The 16,888-nt window shown below is 74.1% G+C and carries 15 protein-coding genes and 1 pseudogene; 7 read left to right on the top strand and 9 right to left on the bottom strand.

Features of this window, described 5'->3' with window-relative positions:
• Positions 1-13: 13 nt before the first annotated feature.
• From ACFWMZ_RS07075 to ACFWMZ_RS07065, 3 genes and pseudogenes are all read left to right on the top strand, one after another.
• Positions 14-1,258 carry a styrene monooxygenase/indole monooxygenase family protein gene (locus ACFWMZ_RS07075; RefSeq protein ID WP_383199903.1) on the top strand — a complete coding sequence of 415 codons (1,245 nt, stop codon included), beginning with the start codon at positions 14-16 and terminating at the stop codon, positions 1,256-1,258.
• Between the two features lie 137 nt (positions 1,259-1,395).
• Positions 1,396-1,485 (top strand): annotated as a pseudogene (locus ACFWMZ_RS07070) (MBL fold metallo-hydrolase); the annotation flags it as partial.
• A gap of 557 nt (positions 1,486-2,042) precedes the next feature.
• Positions 2,043-2,279, top strand: a complete 237-nt coding sequence (locus ACFWMZ_RS07065; protein ID WP_383199900.1) for a hypothetical protein — start codon at positions 2,043-2,045, stop codon at positions 2,277-2,279.
• A 149-nt stretch (positions 2,280-2,428) separates the two neighbouring features.
• Here ACFWMZ_RS07065 and ACFWMZ_RS07060 read toward each other — a convergent pair whose 3' ends face one another.
• Together ACFWMZ_RS07060 and ACFWMZ_RS07055 are read right to left on the bottom strand one after the other, a co-directional pair.
• Positions 2,429-3,514: an NlpC/P60 family protein gene (locus ACFWMZ_RS07060; protein WP_383199981.1), complete on the bottom strand. Its 1,086-nt coding sequence runs from the start codon at positions 3,512-3,514 to the stop codon at positions 2,429-2,431.
• 176 nt (positions 3,515-3,690) lie between these two features.
• A complete protein-coding gene (locus ACFWMZ_RS07055; RefSeq protein ID WP_383174977.1) occupies positions 3,691-3,954 on the bottom strand; it encodes a hypothetical protein in 264 nt (87 codons plus the stop codon).
• A gap of 159 nt (positions 3,955-4,113) precedes the next feature.
• Between ACFWMZ_RS07055 and ACFWMZ_RS07050 the strand changes: the two genes are divergently transcribed.
• Both ACFWMZ_RS07050 and ACFWMZ_RS07045 read left to right on the top strand, forming a co-directional pair.
• Positions 4,114-5,250: a hypothetical protein gene (locus tag ACFWMZ_RS07050; RefSeq protein WP_383199897.1), complete on the top strand. Its 1,137-nt coding sequence runs from the start codon at positions 4,114-4,116 to the stop codon at positions 5,248-5,250.
• Positions 5,251-5,634: 384 nt separating this feature from the next.
• Positions 5,635-6,741, top strand: coding sequence for a ferritin-like domain-containing protein (locus ACFWMZ_RS07045; RefSeq protein ID WP_383178042.1), 1,107 nt, complete (start codon positions 5,635-5,637; stop codon positions 6,739-6,741).
• A gap of 39 nt (positions 6,742-6,780) precedes the next feature.
• Here ACFWMZ_RS07045 and ACFWMZ_RS07040 read toward each other — a convergent pair whose 3' ends face one another.
• The 3 genes from ACFWMZ_RS07040 to ligD form a co-directional block, all read right to left on the bottom strand.
• Positions 6,781-8,238: a penicillin-binding transpeptidase domain-containing protein gene (locus ACFWMZ_RS07040; protein ID WP_383199894.1), complete on the bottom strand. Its 1,458-nt coding sequence runs from the start codon at positions 8,236-8,238 to the stop codon at positions 6,781-6,783.
• Complete coding sequence (locus tag ACFWMZ_RS07035) at positions 8,235-9,638, bottom strand: FtsW/RodA/SpoVE family cell cycle protein (RefSeq protein ID WP_383199891.1); 1,404 nt, start codon at positions 9,636-9,638, stop codon at positions 8,235-8,237. Before ACFWMZ_RS07035 ends, ACFWMZ_RS07040 begins: the two co-directional genes overlap by 4 nt.
• A gap of 188 nt (positions 9,639-9,826) precedes the next feature.
• Positions 9,827-10,732 carry a non-homologous end-joining DNA ligase gene (gene ligD / locus ACFWMZ_RS07030; protein ID WP_383199888.1) on the bottom strand — a complete coding sequence of 302 codons (906 nt, stop codon included), beginning with the start codon at positions 10,730-10,732 and terminating at the stop codon, positions 9,827-9,829.
• 74 nt (positions 10,733-10,806) lie between these two features.
• Here ligD and ACFWMZ_RS07025 point away from each other — a divergent pair, with 74 nt between their 5' ends.
• Positions 10,807-11,934 (top strand): Ku protein, encoded by a 1,128-nt coding sequence (locus ACFWMZ_RS07025; RefSeq protein ID WP_383199885.1) that lies wholly within the window; start codon positions 10,807-10,809, stop codon positions 11,932-11,934.
• Positions 11,935-11,988: 54 nt separating this feature from the next.
• Here ACFWMZ_RS07025 and ACFWMZ_RS07020 read toward each other — a convergent pair whose 3' ends face one another.
• The 3 genes from ACFWMZ_RS07020 to ACFWMZ_RS07010 all read right to left on the bottom strand — a co-directional run bounded on the left by ACFWMZ_RS07020 (position 11,989) and on the right by ACFWMZ_RS07010 (position 14,592).
• On the bottom strand, positions 11,989-12,783 hold the full coding sequence (locus ACFWMZ_RS07020; protein WP_383178057.1) for a class I SAM-dependent methyltransferase family protein: 795 nt from the start codon (positions 12,781-12,783) through the stop codon (positions 11,989-11,991).
• 103 nt (positions 12,784-12,886) lie between these two features.
• Positions 12,887-13,789 carry a cytochrome c biogenesis CcdA family protein gene (locus ACFWMZ_RS07015; RefSeq protein ID WP_383199882.1) on the bottom strand — a complete coding sequence of 301 codons (903 nt, stop codon included), beginning with the start codon at positions 13,787-13,789 and terminating at the stop codon, positions 12,887-12,889.
• Positions 13,786-14,592, bottom strand: a complete 807-nt coding sequence (locus ACFWMZ_RS07010; protein ID WP_383199879.1) for a DsbA family protein — start codon at positions 14,590-14,592, stop codon at positions 13,786-13,788. Before ACFWMZ_RS07010 ends, ACFWMZ_RS07015 begins: the two co-directional genes overlap by 4 nt.
• Before the next feature lie 498 nt (positions 14,593-15,090).
• Here ACFWMZ_RS07010 and ACFWMZ_RS07005 point away from each other — a divergent pair, with 498 nt between their 5' ends.
• A complete protein-coding gene (locus tag ACFWMZ_RS07005) occupies positions 15,091-15,996 on the top strand; it encodes an RNA polymerase sigma factor SigF (RefSeq protein ID WP_383178065.1) in 906 nt (301 codons plus the stop codon).
• Positions 15,997-16,073: 77 nt separating this feature from the next.
• Here the strand turns inward: ACFWMZ_RS07005 and ACFWMZ_RS07000 are convergent, their stop codons facing one another.
• Complete coding sequence (locus ACFWMZ_RS07000) at positions 16,074-16,715, bottom strand: hypothetical protein (RefSeq protein WP_383199876.1); 642 nt, start codon at positions 16,713-16,715, stop codon at positions 16,074-16,076.
• Between the last annotated feature and the right edge of the window lie 173 nt (positions 16,716-16,888).

Raw genomic sequence — 16,888 nt, 5'->3', positions numbered from 1 at the left:
AGGAGAACCCGCCATGCGGAGAATACTGATCGTCGGAGCCGGCCAGTCCGGGCTCCAGCTCGCCCTCGGGCTCCAGGCGAACGGCTATGAGGTCACCCTCATGTCCAACCGCACCGCGGACGAGATCCGGACCGGACGGGTCATGTCGACCCAGTGCATGTTCCACACCGCCCTCCAGCACGAGCGGGACATACAGGCCAACTTCTGGGAGTCCCAGGCCCCGAAGATCAAGGGGCTCGGCGTCTCCGTCGCCGCCCCCGACTCCTCGCGCGCCGTGGACTGGGTCGGCATGCTCGACGGCTACGCCCAGTCCGTCGACCAGCGGGTGAAGATGGCCGGCTGGATGGAGACCTTCGCCGAGCGCGGCGGCCAGGTCGTCATCCACGGCGCCGCCGTCTCCGACCTCGACTACTTCGCCCGCACCTACGACCTGGTGATGGTCTCCGCGGGCAAGGGCGAACTGGTCTCCATGTTCGAACGCGACGCCTCGCGCTCGCCGTTCACCACCCCGCAGCGCGCCCTCTCCGTCGCCTACGTGCACGGCATGGGCCCGCGCCCCGAGCACCCCGAGTTCGACGCGGTCCGCTGCAACCTGGTGCCCGGCGTCGGCGAGCTCTTCGTCATGCCGACGTACACCACCTCCGGCCGCGCCGACATCCTCTTCTGGGAGGGCATACCCGGCGGCCCGCTCGACGCCTTCCAGGGCGTCAAGGACCCCTCCGAGCACCTGGCGCTGACCCTGGAGCTGATGGAGAAGTTCACGCCCTGGGAGTACGCGCGCTCCACCCAGGTCGAGCTGACCGACGCGGGCGGCACGCTGGCCGGGCGGTACGCCCCGACGGTCCGCAAGCCCATCGGCCGGCTCCCCTCGGGCGGCCTGGTCCTCGGCGTCGCCGACGTGGTCGTGGCCAACGACCCGATCACCGGGCAGGGCTCCAACTCCGCCTCCAAGTGCGCCGCCTCCTACCTCTCCTCGATCCTCGGACACGGCGACCGCCCGTTCGACGAGGAGTGGATGCAGGCCACCTTCGACGGCTACTGGAACACCGCCCAGCACGTCGTGAAGTGGACCAACGCCATGCTCGGTGTCCCGCCGGAGCACGTGCTGAAGCTGATCGGCTCCGGCATGCGGTACCAGCGGGTCGCCGACCGCTTCGCCAACGGCTTCGACGACCCGGCCGACTTCGAGAACTTCTTCTTCGACCCGGAGAAGACCGAGGCGTACCTGGCCGAGGTGGCCCAGGCGGACGCTGCCTGACCCGCACCTCGGACGTCCGGCCGCCCCCGGTGAGACCGCGGGCTTGCCGACGCGCGACGGCCCACGAGCCGCCCACCGCGAACATCCGGTGGGCGGCTCACGCCGTTCCCGGTGTCCGGTTGCTCTAACATCCCGGGATGAGCGACGATCCCCTGCGCCTCACCGTCCTCGGGTCCGCGACGCCGTACCCGAGCGCGGACAACCCTTGTTCGGGCTACCTGGTGTCGGGGCGCGAGGCGGTGGCCCGCGCCTCGACCCGGTACGCGGGGCCGGTCGAACACGCCTTTCCGGGCGCGGTGTTCACCGTCGGCCGGGCTCCGGTCGGCCCTCCGGTCGGCCCCTCCGAGGTCTAGGGAAGCCTGTGTCCCCGGCGGGCGAGAGCCTTGGCGCGCCCCTCGGAGCATCGCCGCCGGCCTTCGGTGCGGGGGCCTCCACCCCGCCCACCCCGGACATACGGGAAACCGCTGGGCGCGAGCGAAGTGACAGGCCATCATGGCCGACGCGCCCGCCCGTCCGGGCGCCCTCCGTCGCCGATCGTCCGAAGGGCCTCCCTTGCGCAAGCTCGTCTACTGTGTCGCCTCCACCCTCGACGGCTTCGTCACCGGGCCGGACGGCGGCAACCCGACCGGTCCGGACGGTTTCTGAACCCCCGTCGACGAGGACAGCCTCGCGCACCTGATCGCCGGGTACCCGGAGACCCTGCCCGGCCCCGCCCGCGACGCCCTCTCCGTGACCGCCCGGCACCCGGTTCGACACGGTCCTCGAAGGCCGCGCCTCCTACCAGGTGGGGCTGGCGGGCGGCGTCGACGACGCCTACCCGCACCTGCGCCACCTGGTCTTCTCGCGCACGCTGGAGAAGGGGCCGGGCCCCGCCGTGGAACTGGTCCGCGGCGACGCGGTCGAGCGGGTCCGCGCCCTCAAGCAGGAGGAGGGCAAGGCATCTGGCTGGTCGGCGGCGGCAAGCTGGCCGGTTCCCTCTACGGCGAGATCGACCGGGTCATCCTCAAGCTGGCCCCCCTGACCGCCGGTACCGGCACCCCGCTGTTCGGCGCCGGTGCCGCCTTCGAGCCCCGGCACTGGGAACTGACCGGCCACACGGTGCTGAAGGCCGGCTTCGTCCACCTGACGTACGACCGGAGGCAGCCACCCGGGAGGGGGAGCCCGCAGGCCTCACTCCGCCGGCGCCTCCTCGTCCCGGTACCCGGTGTCCGCCCCTTCCCGCGCCCCCTCCGGCAGCTCCGGCGGCTCGTACACCGGGACCGGCGCCCCGTCCGGGTCCGGGCGGACCGCGCCGAGGACCGGGTTGGCGGCGAGCGGGGAGACCTTGACCTTGGCGCCGGGGCGGGGGGCCTGCACCACCAGGCCGTCGCCCAGGTAGAGGGCGACGTGGGTCGCCTTCGGGAAGTAGACCACCAGGTCTCCGGGGCGCAGGTCGCGCAGCGGCACCCGCGGCAGCTCGGCCCACTGCTCCTGGCTGGTGCGCGGGACCTGGGCCCCCGCCGTCTGCCACGCCTGCGAGGTCAGCCCGGAGCAGTCGTACGAGTCGGGGCCCTCGGCGCCCCAGACGTACGGCTTGCCGATCTGCTCCACCGCGAACCGGACCGCGCGCTCGCCGCGCCGGGTCGGCACCGCGCCCGTCGTGCTGAGGCCGCCCGCCGCCACCAGCTCGCGCTGCGCCTCCTCGCCGCGCTCCGCCTCCACCCCCTCGACCTCGGCGAGCTGCTCCGGCGAGAGCGCGGAGATCAGCGACTCCACCTCGTCCAGCTTGCCGCGCGCCGCCTCCCGCTCCGTACGCTGCCGCGCGGCCAGCACCTGCTCCCGGTCGAGCGCCGCCCGCGATTCCCGGGCCAGCTGCGAGGCACGCCGCTCGGCGGAGGTCAGCCGCGCCACCGTCGCGACCCGGTCGCGGGCGGCCCGGCGCAGCACGTGCTCCTGGTCGAGGGCGCCCTGCGCGTCGGCGGCCAGCAGCAGCCGCAGTGTGGGGGAGACCTCCACCACGCCCTGGTACTGCCGCCGGGCGAACTGCCCCGCCGCGTCCCGGCCCTCGGCCAGCGCGATCCGCGCCTTGACCAGACCGGCCCCCAGCCGCCGGTTGCGGTCGCGCTGCTCCGTCAGGGAGCGGCTGGTCGCCTGGTACGTCTCGGTCGCCTCGCCCAGCTCGCGGTGGAGCCGCTGAAGCTCCGTCAGCAGCTCGGCCGCGCCGCCCCCGCGTGGATCGGGGGCCGCCGGGGCCCCCGGTGCCGCGCCCAGCGCCATCGCCGCCAGCGCGGCGGTCGCCGCGGCCCTCCATCTGCCCGACACCCGCGCACCTCCCGGAACGGGGCGGGCCGTCCACCCCGTACCGCTGAGCCTGGTGCCGCGGGGGCCGGCCCGCGCCCGGTGCTGCGCCACCTCGGGGGCGCTGTCACCCGTTCCGCCGCACCGGCCCCGGGTCAGTCGCGGCCGGGCCGCTTCGACCAGGGCCAGCGCACGCGGCGCCCGCCGGGCGGGGCGTCGGGCGCGTACACGTACATCCAGCCGCGCACGATGCCGGTGCGGCGGCCCCGGGCGGCCGGTTCCCGGAGGTAGACGAGGGTCTCGCCCTCCGGCACGGGCACCTCGTAACGGGCCGGGACCTGGCCGGTCAGCCCGGTCACCACGGGCAGTACGCGGCCGTCCAGCGGCCCTCCGACGAAGGCGGTGTCCTCGGTTCTCACCCGCCCAGTGTCGCCCACGCGCCGGGCGCCGCCACCGGCGGACGGGCCGGACCGGCGGCAGGTTTTCCGGAGGGGCACCCGGGCACGCGAGTCGCGGGATCACCTTGCCGGTGTTCCCCTGGAGTGGACCTTTCGCCGATAGCGCACTGGGAGCCGTCGATGCACACCAGCGAACTGACCCCGGCCGTGCTGAAGGAGTTGCGCAGGCCCCGGCCCTATCCGGCGGTCTCGCTGCTCATGCCGACGCACCGCACCCGACCCGAGCGCGACCAGGACTTCATCAGGCTGCGCAACCTCCTCTCCGAGGCTCGCAAGCGCCTCCAGGAGGACCCCCAGGTGGAACGGGACGCCCGGCTGGAGCTGGAGAACGTCCTGCGCGAGGAGTCCTTCCGCGAGTTCGACGACATCGTCTACGCCGGGGACGGCCTGCTGCTCCTCGCGGCTCCCGGCGAGCAGCTCCAGACCTGGCAGCTCACCACCTCCGTGGACCTCCCCACCCGGGTCGAGTTCTCCGACACCTACCTCACCCGGGCCCTGGTCTCCGCCCGTCTGCACGCCCGCCCGTACTACGTCCTCGTCCTGGACCAGGAGATGTCCCGGCTGTGGATCGGGGAGGGCGAGCGGCTGACCGAGGTCGAGGACCACGGCTTCCCGGCCCCGCCGGAGATCCCGGACCCGGAGGACGCCATCCCGGGCCCGATCTACGGCCGCAACCCCAGCTCCATCCGCGACGAGCGGATCCGCCAGTACGTGACCGACGTGGACGAGCGGCTGACCCGCGCGCTGGACGCCCAGCCGTTGCCGCTCTTCGTGGTCGGGGGCGTGGAGGTCCTCTCCCGCTTCGAGCAGATCTCCCGGCACGCGGCGAAGCTGGCCGGGCGCGTCGAGGCGGCCGGACAGGACACGGACAGCTGGCCGAAGCTGTCCGAGCGGATCGCCCCGGCCCGCGAGGAGTACGCCAGGGAACTGGTCCGCCAGGACCTGGCCGCGCTGGACGACGCCCGGAGCGCCAAGCGGTTCAGCGGCGGCCTGGCCGAGGTCTGGAGCGTCGTCGCCGACCGCCGGGCGTCGCTGCTGCTGGTCGAGGAGAACTTCGCCGCGGCCGGCCGGATCGACGCCGAGCGCCAGTTGCACCCGGTGGAGCTGCCCGACGAGGGGCCGCCGCCGGAGGGGGTGGAGACCGACATCGTCGACACGCTGGTCGAGACGGCGCTCGACGGGGACGCCGAGGTCCGGTTCGTCCCCGACGGCACCCTCACCGAGGACGGCCGGGTGGCCGCCGTCGTCCGGTACTGACCGTCGGTGACCGACGCCGCGTGCCCCGGGCCGGGACTCCTGGCCCGGGGCACGCGGCGCTCACGCCCGGCCTCACAGCCGGCCGGGCCGAGGCTTGCCGCAGGCGACGCCAGGACCGAGCCCGGCCGGCGTGTGAGGCCACCCGTCCGGGCCGGGCGACGGCCGAGGCTACGGGACACCACCGCATCCGGGGCCCGAGCGACAGCACATCCCTGACCTGGGTGTAACCAAGGGTTACGGCACCCCGCCCGCCCGGGGGCCCACCCCGCGGATTCCCCCCGTACGGACGGTTGACCGTGTCAGGCGGCCGTGTGAGCCTGCGAGCGGGCGCCGCTGCCCGGCCCGGTGCGCGGTGCGCCCCGGACCGAGTGGAGGAGTGCCACCGTGTCGACCCGTGATCTGTACACCGAACCCCCCGCCGACCCCCTGTGGAAGGTCCCCGCCACCGGCGCGGCCCGCTTCAGCTGGGAGTACGACGAAGGCCGCGACCGCCTGCTCTCCCTGTACCAGAAGGGCAAGGACAAGCAGTGGGACGGCGCCCGCCGCATCGACTGGGAGCTGGAGGTCGACCCGTACGACCCGCTCGGCACCCCGGACGAGGCGCTGACCCTGCACGGCACCCGCCACTGGGCGCGGATGACCGAGCGTGACAAGGCCGAGCTGCGGCGGCACTACGCCTCCTGGCAGTTCAGCCAGTTCCTCCACGGCGAGCAGGGCGCGATGATCTGCGCCGCCCGCATCGTGGAATCCGTCCCCGACATGGACGCCAAGTTCTACTCCGCCACCCAGACCATGGACGAGGCCCGGCACGCCGAGATCTACGGGCGCTTCCTCCACGAGAAGATCGGGATGCTCTACCCGGTCAACGACAACCTCCAGTCGCTCCTCGGCGACACCCTGCGCGACTCCCGCTGGGACATGCCCTACCTCGGCATGCAGGTCCTCATCGAGGGGCTGGCGCTGGCCGCCTTCGGGATGATCCGCGACACCACCGACAAGCCGCTGCCCAAGCAGATCCTCGCCTACGTCATGCAGGACGAGGCCCGGCACGTCGCCTTCGGCCGGATGGCGCTGCGCGACTACTACCGCCAGCTCACCGACGCCGAACTCCGCGAGCGCGAGGAGTTCGTCATCGAGGGCTGCTACCTGATGCGCGACCGGCTGCGCGGTGTCGAGGTGCTGGAGAACTTCGGCATCCCCAAGGCCGAGGCCCGCGAGTACAGCGAGCAGTCCGAGTTCCTCCACCTCTTCCGCAAACTGCTCTTCAGCCGGATCGTCCCCTGCGTCAAGGACATCGGCCTGTGGGGCGAACGCCTCCAGCGGGCCTACGTCGACATGGGCGTCTTCGACCTCGGCGACCACAACCTCGACCTGCTGATGGCCCAGGACGAGGAGATCGCCGAGAAGCTCGACGCCGAGCGGTTCGCCGCCGAGGAGCAGGAGCGGGTCAGCGAGGTCACCGACGCCATCCGCGAGGGCGCCGGGAGCTGACCGCCCGGGCGGGCGGGGACGGCGGCGCGGGGCGCGGGCTCACCGCGCGAGCGCCGCCTCCATCACCGCCTTGGCGATCGGCGCGGCCGTCCCCCCGCCGCTGATCGCCTCCCGGCGCGCCCCTTCGTCCTCCACCACCACGGCCACCGCCACCGCCGGTTCGATCGCGTCCTCGGCGCGCGCCCAGGAGATGAACCAGGCGTACGGGACGCCCGCGTTGCCCACCCCGTGCTGGGCGGTGCCGGTCTTCCCCCCGACCTCGGCGCCCCTGATCGCCGCGTTCTTGCCGGTGCCGTCCTCCACGACGTCCCGCATCATCTCCCGCAGCACCGCGGCCGTCCCGGCGTTCATCACCTGCCGGTAGCCGGGCGGGCCGCCCGCCCAGACCGGGGATCCGTCCCCCGTCGTGGTCCCCTCCACCAGCCGCGGCGGCCGCACCGAACCGCCCGCCGCCACGGCCGCCGCCACCGACGCCATCTGGAGCGGCGTGGCCCGGGTGTCGTACTGGCCGATCGAGGAGAGGGCCAGCTGCGCGTCGTCCATCCCGGTGGCGAAGGTGCTTGGCGCCACCCGCGAGGGAATGCGCAGCCCCCGGTCGTTGAAGCCGAACCGCTCGGCGGCGGCCACCATGTCGGACGGCCCGACGCGCACCCCGAGCCCCGCGAAGACCGTGTTGCACGACCACTGGAAGGCGTACCGCAGCGAGGCGTCCGCGCACCCCTCCACCTCGTTGCTGAGCCGCGTCCCGCTCCCCGGCAGGGTGTACGGGTCGGGGGAGCGGGTCGGCGCGTCCGGGTCGGTGACCGTGCCCGAGTCGAGCGCGGCGGCCGCCGTCACCACCTTGAACGCCGACCCGGGCGGATAGGTCTGCCGGATCGCCCGGTTGAGCATCGGCTCGTCGGGGGCGCGGGTCAGCTCCCGCCACGCGCCGACCGCCGCCGGGCCGGTGCCGGAGAGGCGGCCCGGGTCGTAGGACGGCGAGGAGACCAGGGCGAGGACGCGGCCGCTGGACGGCTCCAGCGCCGCCACCGCGCCCTTGCGCCCGGCCAGCCCCTCGTACGCCGCCTTCTGCACCGCCGCCTTGACGGTGGTGGCGACCCGGCCGCCGGGGTTGCGGCTGTTGGTCAGGTCGTTCCAGAGCGGCAGCGGGGCCAGCGCCGGGTCGGTGCCGGCGAGGACGCCGTCCTCGGCCTCCTCCAGCAGGCTGGTGCCGTACTGCTGGGAGGCGAAGCCGGTCACCGGGGCGAAGAGCGGGCCGTCGGTGTAGGTCCGCTCGTAGCGCAGGAGTTCGCCGGTGTCCCGGGAGCCGGTGACCGGGCGGCCGTCGACCAGGATCTCGCCGCGCGGCTGGGCGTAGCGGGTGATGGCGGCCCGCCGGTTGGCGGAGCTGTCGGCGACTTCGGCGCCGGTGAAGAGCTGGAGGCGGGCGGTGTGGACCAGCAGGGCCAGCAGCAGGAGCAGGCAGAGCACGCCCGCGCGGCGGATGCAGCGGGTCACCGGAGTTCCTCCGCGAGGGCGGGCGCCTGGCGGCGGGCCGAGTCGCTCAGCCGGATCAGCAGCGCCACGATCACCCAGTTGGTCACCACCGAGGAGCCCCCCTGCGCGAGGAAGGGCATCGCCATGCCGGTCAGCGGGATGAGCCCGGTCACGCCGCCCGCGATGACGAAGACCTGGAGCGCCACGATCGAGGCGAGCCCCGTCGCCAGCAGCCGTCCGAACGGGTCCCCCAGCGCCAGGCCGCACCGGAAGCCCCGCTCCACCAGCAGGCCGTACAGCACGAAGAGCGCGGCGAGGCCGGTCCACCCCAGTTCCTCGCCGGCGGTCGCGAGGATGAAGTCCGACTTGGCGGCGAAGCCGATGAGGACCGAGTGCCCGGCGCCCAGCCCGGTGCCGAAGAGGCCGCCGGAGGCGAAGGCGAAGAGCGACTGGGCGAGCTGGTTGGAGCCCTCGCCGGCCTCGATCGACGCGAACGGGTGCAGCCAGTCGGTGACCCGGGCACGCACGTGCGGCTCCAGCCGCCCCACCGCCCACGCCCCGGCGCCCGCCAGCACCAGCCCGACGGTGATCCATCCGGTCCAGCCGGTCGCCACGTAGAGCATCACCACGAAGAGGCCGAAGAAGAGCAGGGAGGTGCCGAGGTCCCGCTCCAGCACCAGGACGCCGACGCTCAGCAGCCACACCGCCACCACCGGACCCAGCGCCCGCCCGGTCGGCAGCCGTACCCCCCAGACCTTGCGGCCGGTGTCGCGCAGCACGGCGAGCCCGGCCGCCAGGTGTCCGGCGAAGAAGACGGCGAGCAGGACCTTGGCGAACTCGGCGGGCTGGAAGGAGAATCCACCGAGCCTGATCCAGATGCGGGCGCCGTTGACCGGCGGGAAGAGGGCGGGCAGCACCATCAGGGTGAGCGCGGCCGCCACCGACAGGAAGGTGTACCGCTGGAGCGCCCGGTGGTCGCGGACCAGCAGCACCACCAGGATGAAGAGGGCCACCCCGGCGGTCGACCAGATGAGCTGGGCCCCGGCCGCCTGGTCGCGCGGGGTCTCCTGGTCCAGACGGTGGATCAGCACCAGGCCCATGCCGTTGAGCAGCACCGCGATGGGCAGCAGCAGCGGGTCGGCGTACGGGGCGGTGAGCCGGATCGCGCCGTGCGCCAGCAGGGCCAGCGCGCCGAGCCCGGCGCCGTACCGCAGGGTGTCCGGCGGGGGCGCGCCGTGCAGGGTCAGGCCCACCACCAGGTAGCCGGAGACGGAGAGCAGGACGGCCACCAGGATCAGGAGGAACTCGGTGCCGCGCCGCCGGGGGGCGTCCGCCGCGGGCCCGGCCGGGCCGGGGCCGGGGCCGGGGGCGACCGGTCGCGGCGGGGGATCGGTGGTCGTGCCGGTCGTCGTTCCGGTCATGGCGGGAACGTAGCAAGTATCGGACGGGATGTCCGCTGGATGATGGTATGTCCGGACGGTTGTGTCCCGGGGCCGGGCAGGCCGGCCCGGTCCGGCGCCCCCGCGGGTCGGGGCCTCCCGCAGGTGCCCGCCAGGGCGCGCACACCCGGGCGGACGAGTGCGCGCCACCCGGGACCGCGCGTCGGCCGTCAGCCCCCCGGCAGCGGCGCCGCCGCCTCCCCGGTGACGAGGGCCGCCAGCAGGTCCCCGTACCGCTCCATCCGTGCGACGGCCTCGTCCGCCTCGATCCGCAGGCCGGGCAGTGGCGGGCCCTCGCCCCGGGTGGCGACCTCGTCCCAGGTCAGGGGTGCGGAGACGGCCGGGTGCGGCCGGGCGCGCAGGGTGTAGGGGGTGGCCGTGGTCTTCGACGCCGAGTTCTGGCTGAAGTCCACGAAGACCTTCCCGCCCCGCAGCCGCTTCGCCATCCGGTGCACCACCAGCCGGGGCGCCGCCTGCTCGGCGGCGACCGCCAGTTCCTTCGCGTACGCCGTCACCTCGCGCGAGGGCGCGCCGGTCAGCGGGACCAGCAGGTGGAGCCCCTTCGAGCCGGAGGTCTTGGCGAAGGCGGTGAGTCCGTCGGCGGTCAGCCGCTCCCGCAGCAGCAGCGCCACCTCGCAGCACTGGGCGATCCCGGCCGGCGCGCCCGGGTCGAGGTCCAGGACGAGCCGGTCGGCGAGGCCGGGTTCCTCGGTCCGCCACTGCGGCGTGTGGAACTCGGTCACCAGGTTGGCCGCCCACATCAGGGAGGGCAGGTCGTCCACGACCACCTGCCGGGCGCTGGTGGTGTCCCGCGCCGAGCGCGGCACCGTCGCCACCCGCACCCAGTCGGGCGTACCGGGCGGCACGTTCTTGGCGAAGAAGGCCTCGCCCCGGGCGCCGTCCGGGTAGCGCAGGAAGGAGAGCGGGCGGTCGCGCAGATGCGGCAGGAGGACCGGCGCCACGGAGGCGTAGTAGTGCAGCACCTCGCCCTTGGTGAAGCCGGTGGCCGGATAAAGGATCTTGTCGAGGTTGCTGAGCGCGAGCCGCCGCCCCTCCACGTGGGTGATGGGCGTCATACGATGAGAATCGCACGAAAACACCGCACAATGCCGATACCTCACCAGAACCGACTTCCGGGAAGGTGCTCAGCGTGCAGTCGATATGGAACGGCGCGATCTCGTTCGGACTGGTCAGCATCCCCGTGAAGCTGGCGAACGCCACCGTCAACCACGCCATCTCGTTCCGCCAGATCCACCTGGAGGACGGCGGCCGCATCCGCTACCGCAAGGTCTGCGAGGTGGAGGAGAAGGAGGTGCCCTCCACCGAGATCGGCAAGGGGTACGAGGACGCGGACGGCTCCATCGTCCCGATCACCGAGGAGGACCTGGCGAGCCTCCCCCTCCCGACCACCCGCACCATCGACATCGTCGCCTTCGTGGATTCCGAGCGGATCGACCCGCTCCAGATGGGCAACGCCTACTACCTCATGGTCAACGGCGCCCCCGCCGCCAAGCCGTACGCCCTCCTCCGCGAGGCCCTGAAGCGCAGCCAACGGGTCGCCATCGCCAAGTTCGCCCTGCGCGGCCGCGAGCGGCTCGGCATGCTCCGGGTGGTGGACGACGTGATCGCCATGCACACCCTGCACTGGCCGGACGAGATCCGCTCGCCCCAGGAGGCGGCCCCCGAGGCCGACGTCACCGTGCGCGACGCCGAGCTGGACCTGGCCGACGCGCTGATGGACACCCTCGGCGACGTCGACCTCGACTCGCTCCACGACGACTACCGCGAGGCGGTCGAGGAGATGGTCGCCGCCAAGGTCGAGGGCCGCGAACCGGCCCACGAGGAGGAGCCCGCCGAGGGCAAGGGCACCGTCATCGACCTCATGTCCGCCCTGGAGAGCAGCGTCCGCGAGGCCAGGCGCTCCCGGGGCGAGGACGGGGAGGAGACCGAGGACGAGGGCGAGGGCGAGGGCGAGGGCGAGGAGAAGGGCAAGGACGCCGAGGTGACCTCGCTCAGCTCGCGCCGCAAGAAGGGTACGACGGCGAAGTCCGGGTCCGGCTCGGGCTCCGGCGGCGGTGCGAAGAAGAAGTCCGCCCCCGCCAAGAAGACAGCGTCGAGCAGCTCCGGCTCCGGCAAGTCCTCCGCCTCCTCCTCCCGTGCCAAGAGCGGCTCCGGCCGCTCCACGGCGAAGAAGACGGCCTCCTCCGGCACGAAGAAGACCGCCTCCTCCTCGGGGGCCAAGAAGAAGACGGCCTCCTCACGCAAGCGCTCCGCCTGAGGGGCCCGACCGGCCCGCCCGCGCCCGCCCCGGCCCCCGCGCCGGGGCGGCGGCTCACGTCCGGCAGAGCGTCACCGTGAACAGCCCGACCCGCTCCCGCCTGCTGCTGACCTCCTTGAACCCGGCCTGCGCCGCCCAGTCCTCGGCCTGCCCCATGTCCCGGCAGGTCATCACCCACGGCTCGCCGTCCCGGTTGGTCAGCACGCCCGCGATCAGCTCCAGCTGCGGGTGGCGGGTCTGCGTGGTGAAGACCAGCACCCCGTCCTCGGCCAGCAGCCCCCGCAGCCGCTCGATCGACCCCCGCACCCGCGCGTCGTCGAGCAGCAGCTCGTACAGCCCCGACACCACGATGACGTCCGGCGCCCGCCCCTCGGGCGGTACGGGGGCGAGCGCGTCCCCCGTCTCGTACGTGATGCCGGCCAGCCCCCGCTCCCGCGCCATCGCCTCGCCCTTGCGCAGCCCCGCCGGGGCGAGGTCGCGGCAGACCACCCTGAGGCGGCCCGGCGGCGTCTGCTCGACCAGGTCCTGGAGGTAGCGGCCGGGACCCGCGGCCACGTCCAGGACGAAGACCTCGCCCTCGCGGCGGCCGATCTCCTCACGCAGCACCCGGCCGAGCAGCTCGCGGCGGGCCCGGATCGCCCGCCAGCCGACGGCGTCCAGGAAGACGCGGTCGATGAGACGGCCCACGCCGAGCACACCCCGGGCCCGGTTCTCGTACACGTGGTCCAGCATCACGCCGCTGTCGAAACCGAAGCGGTAGCCGATCCGGATACCGCGGCCGGCCCGGCCGACGGTCCGCAGGACGCACCGCGCCGCCGTCCACTTGAGGGTCGTCCACACTCTCTTCATGCGCCCAGCCTGTGCCGGGCCCCGTGGCCGGGACATCCGCGCAAGTACCTGAGTACGGCGTGAGCCCCGGTACGGTCCCGGGCCCCGCGCCTCGCGCCGGGTCTCAGCCCCGCTCGGCGGGCGGCGCGGTCTTTCGCACTCCCTCGGCCTCCGGTGCCGCCGCGTCCCCGGTGTCCGGGGCCGTCCCGGGCCGCCCGGGCCGGAGCAGGACCGCCAGCGCGCCCGCCGCCGCCACCGCGCAGACCGTCAGCACCACGGTCCGGTCGGAGACCAGCGCGCCCACCCGGGCAAGCCGCTCCTCCCAGGCGAACTCGGTCTCCAGGTCCACCACCGAACCGAGCGACGCCATCCCGTCGAAGGCGAGGAAGGCGAGGCCGGTCAGGACGAAGAGCAGCCCGCCCACCGCCGAGGTGGAGTGCACGGTCAGCGGCCCGAGCCGCACCGCCCGGCCGCGCAGCCAGCGCCTGCGCCCCAGCTCCCAGCGGTCCCACGCCAGCGCCAGCAGGAAGAGCGGCACCGCCATCCCCAGCGCGTACACCGCCAGCAGCAGCCCGCCTCGCACCGGGTCGCCGCCCACCGCCGAGACGGTCAGCACCGAGCCGAGGATCGGGCCCGCGCAGAACCCGGCCAGCCCGTAGACCGCGCCCAGCGCCACCACCGACAGTGCCGAGCCGTCCCGGCGGGCCCCGGCCGCGCGCTGCATCCGGCGCGAACCGAAGCCGAGCCCGGCGATCTGCGCCAGACCCAGCGCGACCAGCGCCCACCCGCCGACCGCCACCAGCGCCTCCCGGTGGCCGACGAGCAGCCGCCCCGCGAAGGCCCCGGCGGCGCCGAGCGGGACCAGCGTGGCGCAGAGCCCCGCGTAGAAGAACAGGGTGCGCAGCAGCAGCTTGGTGGGACCGGTGAAGGAGTAGGCGAAGAAGGCGGGCAGCAGCAGCGCCCCGCACGGGCTGAGCAGCGCCAGCAGCCCGCCGAGGAAGGCCATCAGCAGTCCGGCCTCGGTCACTTGGCGGATTCCTCGGCGCCGGGCCCGGCCGCCTCGCTGTTGCGCCGGGCGTCGGCCTCGGCGGCCTCGATGGCCTCGGTGAAGACGGAGCCGGGCTGGGCGCCGAGGATGGGCCGGCCGTTGACGAGGAAGGCGGGGGTGCTGCTGACGCCGAGGCCGGACCCCTCCTGCTGGTCGCGTTCGAGCGCGGCGCGCCCCTCGGCCCCGCCGAGGTCCTTCCGGAACTGTTCGATGTCGGCCACCCCGGCCTTCTCGGCCATCGCCTCGACGGCCTCCTCGGAGAAGGCGCCGGAGTTCCGCTTGCGCGGCTCGGCGTAGGCCAGGTCGTGGAACTCCCAGAACTTGCCCTGCCGCCCGGCGGCCCAGGCGGCCAGCGCGGCCCGCTCCGACTCCTCCCCGAAGAGCGGGAAGTTGCGCCACTCGATGCGCAGCACGCCCTCCTCGACCTGCTCGCGCAGGAGCGCCGGCTTGGTCTCCCGCGCGAAGCGGCCGCAGTACGGGCACTGGAAGTCGGAGTACTCGATCATCACCACCGGCGCGTCGACGTCCCCGACCGCCAGCGGGTCGCCCTTCTCGCGCCGGGCCAGCCGCAGCAGCGACTCGTCACGTTCGCCTGGCCCCGAGCTGGCCTCGGTGGCGACCCGCTCCGACCGTTCGCGCTCCCGGTCGCGGCTCCCGTCGAGGGTGAGCGCGAAGGTTCCGCCGACCAGCGCGGCGACCAGCACCAGCGCGGCGACGACGGTGCGTCGGCGATGCCCTCGGGCACCGGACGGAGGGCGGGCGGCGGGCGGCGCGGAGGTCATGGTGCGGGGGCTCCTGGCTCGGTCGGCTCGGCGGTGCGGGGAGCCGGTGGCCGTCCCGGGCGGGGGCCCGGAGGCGTGCGGCCCGGCCTGCCCGCGACCACGATAGGACACCGCTGGTGCCCCGCCCGGGGCGACACCGGCGGGCCCCGGCGGGGTGGGGCCGGAGGGGTGACGGGCGGGCGCCTCGCGGGTGACCGGGCGTCAGGAGTGCGGGGGCAGGCCGCGAAAAGGATGATTCGCCTAGGGGTGGGAAGAAGGGGGCCCTGTGTGCGAGGGTGGCCGGGAAGCGGCGCTTCCTGGCCGGAATGGGTAGTTCCCGGCGACGGAGTTGCGTATCGCACAGAGAAGTCGTGTGAAGCCGTGCATGCACGGCTCCGGCTGGGGAAGGCGCCGTTATCTAACAGTGATGTCAAGGTCGCTGGTTTCTGGGCACGTTGACCGGGCAAGCGGGTCGCAGGCCCACCGGTGGCCGGCCACGCGCAATTTGGAGGGGTGCTGATGACGGCGATGTCCGCACAGACTGAAGCGGGACGACAGGTCAAGGGGACTGAGGCCGCCCCGGCCGGCGGCCCCGCCGCGGCCGCGGACCTGCCCTGGGTGGAGGACGGCGGCAAGATCGCCCCCCAGGACGCCCGGGACCTGTCGAAGCTCTTCTTCGACCGGCTCCAGACGCTCGAGGAGGGTACGCCCGAGCACCAGTACACCCGCAACACGCTCATCGAGATGAACCTCTCCCTGGTCCGTTACGCCGCCGGTCGCTTCCGGCACCGCGGTCCCGGTGAGATGGAGGACATCGTCCAGGTCGGCACCATCGGCCTGATCAAGGCGATCGACCGCTTCGACCTCTCCCGCGAGGTGGAGTTCACCACCTTCGCCGTGCCGTACATCGTCGGCGAGATCAAGCGCTTCTTCCGCGACACCAGCTGGGCCGTGCACGTCCCGCGCCGGCTCCAGGAGCTGCGGGTCGACATGGCCAAGGCCAAGGAGTCGCTCGCCGCCGAGCTGGACCGCGAGCCCACCGTCAAGGAGCTCGCCACCAAGCTCGACCGCACCGAGGAAGAGGTCGTCGAAGGCCTCGTCGCCGCCAACGGCTACACGGCCGGCTCGCTCGACGTGCCGACCGAGTCCGGCGACGACAACCGCGCCGGCGGCAGTCCCCGCTCGCTGGCCGACACCCTCGGCGCCCCCGACCCGGCCCAGGAACTGGTCGAGGACCTGCACGCGCTGGCCCCCCTCCTGGAGACCCTCGACGACCGTGAACGCCGCATCGTGGAGATGCGGTTCGGTGAGGAGCTGACCCAGTCGCAGATCGGCGCCGAGCTCGGCATCTCGCAGATGCACGTCTCCCGGCTGCTGTCGCGCATCCTCACCCGACTGCGTTCGGGGATGCTCGCCGAAGAGTGAGCGGACCCACCCAGTACGGTGGGCGACTGCACCGCCGCTCGTCGGCACGACCGCACAAGGGAAGATCCACCGAAGTGTCACCGAATCCTCCGATCTACGACCAACTGGTACGCGAGCACGGCGACGTTCTCACCGAGACGCGCCGAGTCGCCGACCAGGCCCGTCTGGAGGCTCAGAGCGCCCTCGACTGGAGCAGCATCCTCCCGCCGCGGCGCCCCGAGCAGCAGCACCGCCCGGGACAGCAGCAGGGCCCCGGCCAGCAGCACGGCCCGGGACCGCAGCAGGGTCCCGGCCCCGCCGGGATGCCCGCCCCGGGCCCGGCGGCCCCGGTCGGCGGGGTGCCCTCGCCCCGGCGCCAGCCCGGCCCTCCCGGACAGGGGGCGCCCGGCCAGGGTGCTCCCGAGGGGCAGCAGGGGTCCGGTCCGCAGCGGCCCGCTCCCGTACAGCCCACCGGCCCCTCGGCGCAGGGTCTCGCCGCGGCACAGGGCGGCTCGGCTCCGCAGGGCGGTGGCCCGCAGGGGGCTTCGGCGCAGCAGGGTCCGCACGCCCCGCAGGGCTACGCGCCCCAGCAGGGCGGCCCGGCCGTGACGCCGGGCCCGGGCGCCTCGCGGGGCCCGGCTTCCCCGCAGGGCGGTGCGCCCGGCGAGGGCGGGCACGCCCCGCAGGCGTCCGCCGCCGGTGAGGCCCAGGGCGGGCCCCGGCACCCTGAATCCGGCCAAGCCCACGCCTGAACCGACGCCCACGGGGTTCCCCGTACCGTCGTGGCCGCCCCGGCTCCCCCTGCTCGGCAGGCGGGAGCCGGGGCGTTTCCCGTCCCGGGAGCGGCGGCGGATCGGCTCCCTTTCCGATTGGACCGGCATTGGTCCGGTTTACTGCTTTTGCGTACGGGTAC

This window comes from Streptomyces sp. NPDC058373, from assembly GCF_042723275.1.
Lineage (GTDB): Bacteria > Actinomycetota > Actinomycetes > Streptomycetales > Streptomycetaceae > Streptomyces.
Note: the sequence above shows the minus strand (reverse complement) of the source record. Positions and strands in the feature narration are given on the sequence as shown.